The sequence below is a fragment of the Bacteroidota bacterium genome (assembly GCA_034723125.1).
Lineage (GTDB): Bacteria > Bacteroidota > Bacteroidia > CAILMK01 > JAAYUY01 > JAYEOP01.
Genome location: JAYEOP010000123.1, coordinates 1 through 4,238, shown reverse-complemented (window position 1 = coordinate 4,238; position 4,238 = coordinate 1). Strand labels below are relative to the sequence as shown.

Genomic DNA, 4,238 nt, shown 5'->3' with positions numbered 1-4,238 from the left:
CATCAAACAACAAAAATACTAATCTTTTTTCTTTTTAATTGGAATCATTAATTGAAATTGATTTGATATAAAAATTCAATTATAGATTTCAATATATAGGTGTAGTTACAAACTACAGCTAGTACGGGGTTACAATAGTTTGAAATGATTTGGATTCGAACCTATAATCTAAGTTTCTCCTTTTGCATGTTGTTTGTTACCAAGCTTGAACCTTGCTGGAACTGGACTTAATCTTTAACACACCGAATAGGCATTGCCGTCTTTCCATTATTAGTCATTTTAATTCCAGCTCTTCTCCAATACTTCTGATAGGTGAAAAAGTTGTAAATAACATCACCTTTCATGGAATGACCTATACTTGAAGTCCACAAATCTGTCGAATAAAAAGGGAATAATCCTTTTACGAATTTATCATCTTCTATATCATAAACTCCATTATAAACCAGTTCTAATCCATATCTATCTGCTTTCAAAGAATCAAAAGCTAATCTGATGTTATATCCTCCAATAAAATTAAGCATACTCTTGTATTCCTCTTCAGAGGCGAGATGCCAACCTTTCGGTGCAACTTTTTGAGCAGTTTCCCAATTATATAGATATCCGATTTTTTTTATACTCTGTTTTCTATTCTTATAAATATATGTCCCACTGTTAGCATTGAATTTTAAATTCTCTGCCATCCAAATTTGATTTCCAATCCTTACCCATTTGTAACTATTCCCATCTCTTTCATCAACAAATTTTCCTTCATTCTCTTTAAAACTTCTGTCTATATAAGAACTCACTATTATATTATGACCTACTATACCATAAGAAGAATGATTCGTCCTTATCTCTGATGAAGAATAATCTCCAGAGATATTGACTAAAAATAATTTACATAGAAATATTAAAATTATTATTATCATCAGTTGTTTCATAAATAATAAATAATACATAAATTAAATATTAACTTCTTAGAACCTATTAAATTCTTGAATCACTTTTCTCCTTTTACTATTCAGGTATTATCCTGATCTTCTTTTCTTTTTCTTTTATTCTTTTTATTATTTTCTTTTCTTTTGTTATCATTAGATTTTTTATCATCTTTAACAACAGTCCAATTATCAGTATCCTCTTTGACATTATCAAACTCATTGTTAGGTCTATCTACCTTAGTCTTATCGTTTATAAGTGTTGGGAATACTTCGTTAATCATATCAATTGTAAAGCTTGAACAATTATTGGTAAAAAACTCATAGACAAAACTTCCATCTTCTTGTGAGAATAACAATTCTATTAATTTTTCATCTCCTTCAGGGGTCACACCTTTTAGTTTTAGAATTCTGTCATAACCATACCCTTTGTTTTTTTCACTGTTATCAATACCGGGACCGTTTTTAGATATATAATCAAGAATTCCCTCCCAAGTATCTTCTTTATGTGCATATAAACCGGCTTGGTTTGGTGCCACCAAGGCTTCAATTTCATTCACATCCATCATTGCAATAACTTCTTCCTCTTTAACATATGTTTTGAGATTTTCGGGATTCTCCAGTGAGACTAAATAGTACCCAACCTCTTCATTTCCTACAACAAGTGCCATATGACCTTGTCCACGGGCACCTCCTTCTCCTCCCATAGAAGTAACAACAATATAAACATCTCTTCCATCAATATCTATCGCAATAATTGGTCTATTTGTTGCGAAAGAATAGGGTGAAATAGTTGGATATTTAGCTTGTAATGTATCCAAACTCAACCACCTTCCCAGCCTTGGATCATAAATCCTCGCCCCAAAATCAAGGGAGTTTCCATTGCCCTTAACTTCATCATCTTTCTCCATACCGTTGAAGGAGAACCTATAATTCTCACCAATTTCTTCAACTTTTACATTATCAAGATAGAAGAGCAAATTGGTACTTGTAGCATCAGCACGTTGGAATATCAGGTCTGCAGTAGTTGTTGTAGCAATAAATTCAACATCAATATCAGCATCAACTTTGGTGTTATTGATAAACATAAAAGTGCCATCAGATGGATTTTTAACCATATATTTTACTCTTGCTAAATTTGAGCCTAAATCAATACTTGCAGTCAGCCTGTATCGTTTTCCTACTTCAAGGGATAAGCTTGCATAGGCAGTAGCCCATGCTCCAGTTCCTTCAGCCTTTAGTCTGTCATCTCCGGAAGCACTAACGGTTAATCCCCAATTAGACCAGTTACTTATATCATTTCCACTCGTAAATTCATGATCAATTATAGGCACTCCATCTGTTTTAGCAATACTATAAGTCCTTCCTGGCATTTGCATACCATAAGGGTAATAGTCTTTGCAAATTTTCTGACTACTTACAGTTTTTTCTATCCCATCGACAAAAATTTTCCAGTTTTTGCCTATTGCGGTTTCACTCTCGTAATATTTTAATTTATGGCATCCCATCAAACAACAAAAATACTAATCTTTTTTCTTTTTAATTGGAATCATTAATTGAAATTGATTTGATATAAAAATTCAATTATAGATTTCAATATATAGGTGTAGTTACAAACTACAGCTAGTACGGATTATAAATCCTGAAGGGATTTCAAAACTAAACAGGCATATAAATAAAAAAGCCCCAACTTTCGTTGAGGCTTTTGATTAGTGTTTGACATCTAACTCTATTAAATTTTTCAATATCATTTCGATTTCTTTTTTAACTTCTTGATTAGGCTTACTAATAGAGTTTATCGATTTTAACCGTGCTCCCTTATTTAAATCAATATCCTTTGAAACATTCCCCATATAAATACCACACTGGCAATACTCTAGATCTGCTAACCAAACTGTAATCTCATAAGTTGCTGTTCCCTCCTTATACAAAAAATTAATTCCCTTGTCATCACTAAATTCATCTAACGATAATTCATTTACATTTAAATACTTACTTAGTTTTTCTTTAGGTAAAGTGCCACTAAATTTTTGCTCCACAGCTTTTTCTACATCACCATATTCACAACACCCAAACGTCTCAAAATCAATAAAAGAGTCATCTATGACATTACCTCCATTTGCTGTAATATTGTAAGTGATATTAGGAGAATCAATGCTATCATTATCTACTGATTTGAAATTCTTAATCTTTTCCAAATCCAGCAGAGAATATGCTACATAAGAATAGCCTACATACTTACTATTTGTATGTTCCACTTTAAACACAAGTACATGATTAACTCCTGTATTTTGAGCAGAACAACCGTTGAGAAATCCAATAGCCAACAGTAAAAACCAATATTTCAGCTTTATAAATATCATTTTTGCTCTACAGTTTTACTTTTCAATTCTGGCACTGATTTCAATATAGCATCAACATTACCTTGATTTACATCTTGGGTAGGACTAATGGTCTTTCCGCTTTCATCAACACTTTTATATTTAAATGCTCCTCCTGCTGTTTCATGCTCTGCTACCGTACTTGGATTATTACTTGGGTCATAATTTAAGAAGATATGCATTGTTTCATGAGTTTGTGTGTGAGAAGGGTCTGTAGCCTTGTTATCTATTGTAACCAAAGATCTTAAAGTATTTGTACTTCCTTTTGAACCTTTCAACTTTCCTCGTTCTAAAACGAAACCTTTTAGAGCCATTGATCCATCTTTTGCTTTTACAACATTATTAGGGTCTCTACGTAATTGTTTTGCTTTATCTATTGGGGTAGTTGCATCAGCATCAAATTCCTGAACATTAAATCTAAACTCAACAGTATTACCACTCGCATCCTTAAACCCTTTATTATACTCTGACTTTAAATTTGACTCAATAGTTGGCAAATCAGCACTCTTGTAATGAATTGATTTAACATTCTTACTCGTAGCAACAAATATATCAACTTCTACAATTCGTTTAGTTACTGTAGTTCCATCTTTCATTTTCATTGTTTCCAAATACTGAACCCCTTCTAAACCATCTAAGTCAATAAACCAAATTGGATTATTACTAAAAAATTGATACGGTGATAATTCAGGGTATTGTGCTGTCAAAGGGTCTATACTCAATGGTCTCCCAATTCTTGGGTCATACATTCTCATCCCATAATCATAGTGGTTTCCGTTGCCTTTAACCTCATCATCCTTCTCCTGCCCCTGGAACCCAAACCTATAACTCTCACCAATTTCTTCAACTTTTACATTGTCAAGATAGAACAGCAAGTTGGTACTTGTAGCATCAGCACGTTGGAATATTAGGTCTGCAGTAGTTGTTGTAGCAATAAATTCAA

General features: G+C 32.7%; 4 protein-coding genes. All 4 read right to left on the bottom strand.

Features of this window, described 5'->3' with window-relative positions:
• Positions 1–227 precede the first annotated feature (227 nt).
• Positions 228–938 (bottom strand): FISUMP domain-containing protein, encoded by a 711-nt coding sequence (locus U9R42_03750; protein MEA3495130.1) that lies wholly within the window; start codon positions 936–938, stop codon positions 228–230.
• A 62-nt stretch (positions 939–1,000) separates the two neighbouring features.
• Positions 1,001–2,422: an RHS repeat-associated core domain-containing protein gene (locus U9R42_03745; protein MEA3495129.1), complete on the bottom strand. Its 1,422-nt coding sequence runs from the start codon at positions 2,420–2,422 to the stop codon at positions 1,001–1,003.
• A gap of 201 nt (positions 2,423–2,623) precedes the next feature.
• Positions 2,624–3,277 (bottom strand): hypothetical protein, encoded by a 654-nt coding sequence (locus U9R42_03740; protein ID MEA3495128.1) that lies wholly within the window; start codon positions 3,275–3,277, stop codon positions 2,624–2,626.
• The coding region (locus U9R42_03735) for an RHS repeat-associated core domain-containing protein (protein ID MEA3495127.1) at positions 3,274–4,238 on the bottom strand (965 nt) is incomplete at its 5' end. The genes U9R42_03735 and U9R42_03740, both read right to left, overlap by 4 nt.

What these genes read in the sequence shown, in the direction of transcription:
- U9R42_03745 (MEA3495129.1), bottom strand. Translation starts at nt 2,422, where the DNA reads ATGGGATGCCATAAATTAAAATATTACGAGAGTGAAACCGCAATAGGC.
- U9R42_03740 (MEA3495128.1), bottom strand. Translation starts at nt 3,277, where the DNA reads ATGATATTTATAAAGCTGAAATATTGGTTTTTACTGTTGGCTATTGGA.
- U9R42_03750 (MEA3495130.1), bottom strand. Translation starts at nt 938, where the DNA reads ATGTATTATTTATTATTTATGAAACAACTGATGATAATAATAATTTTA.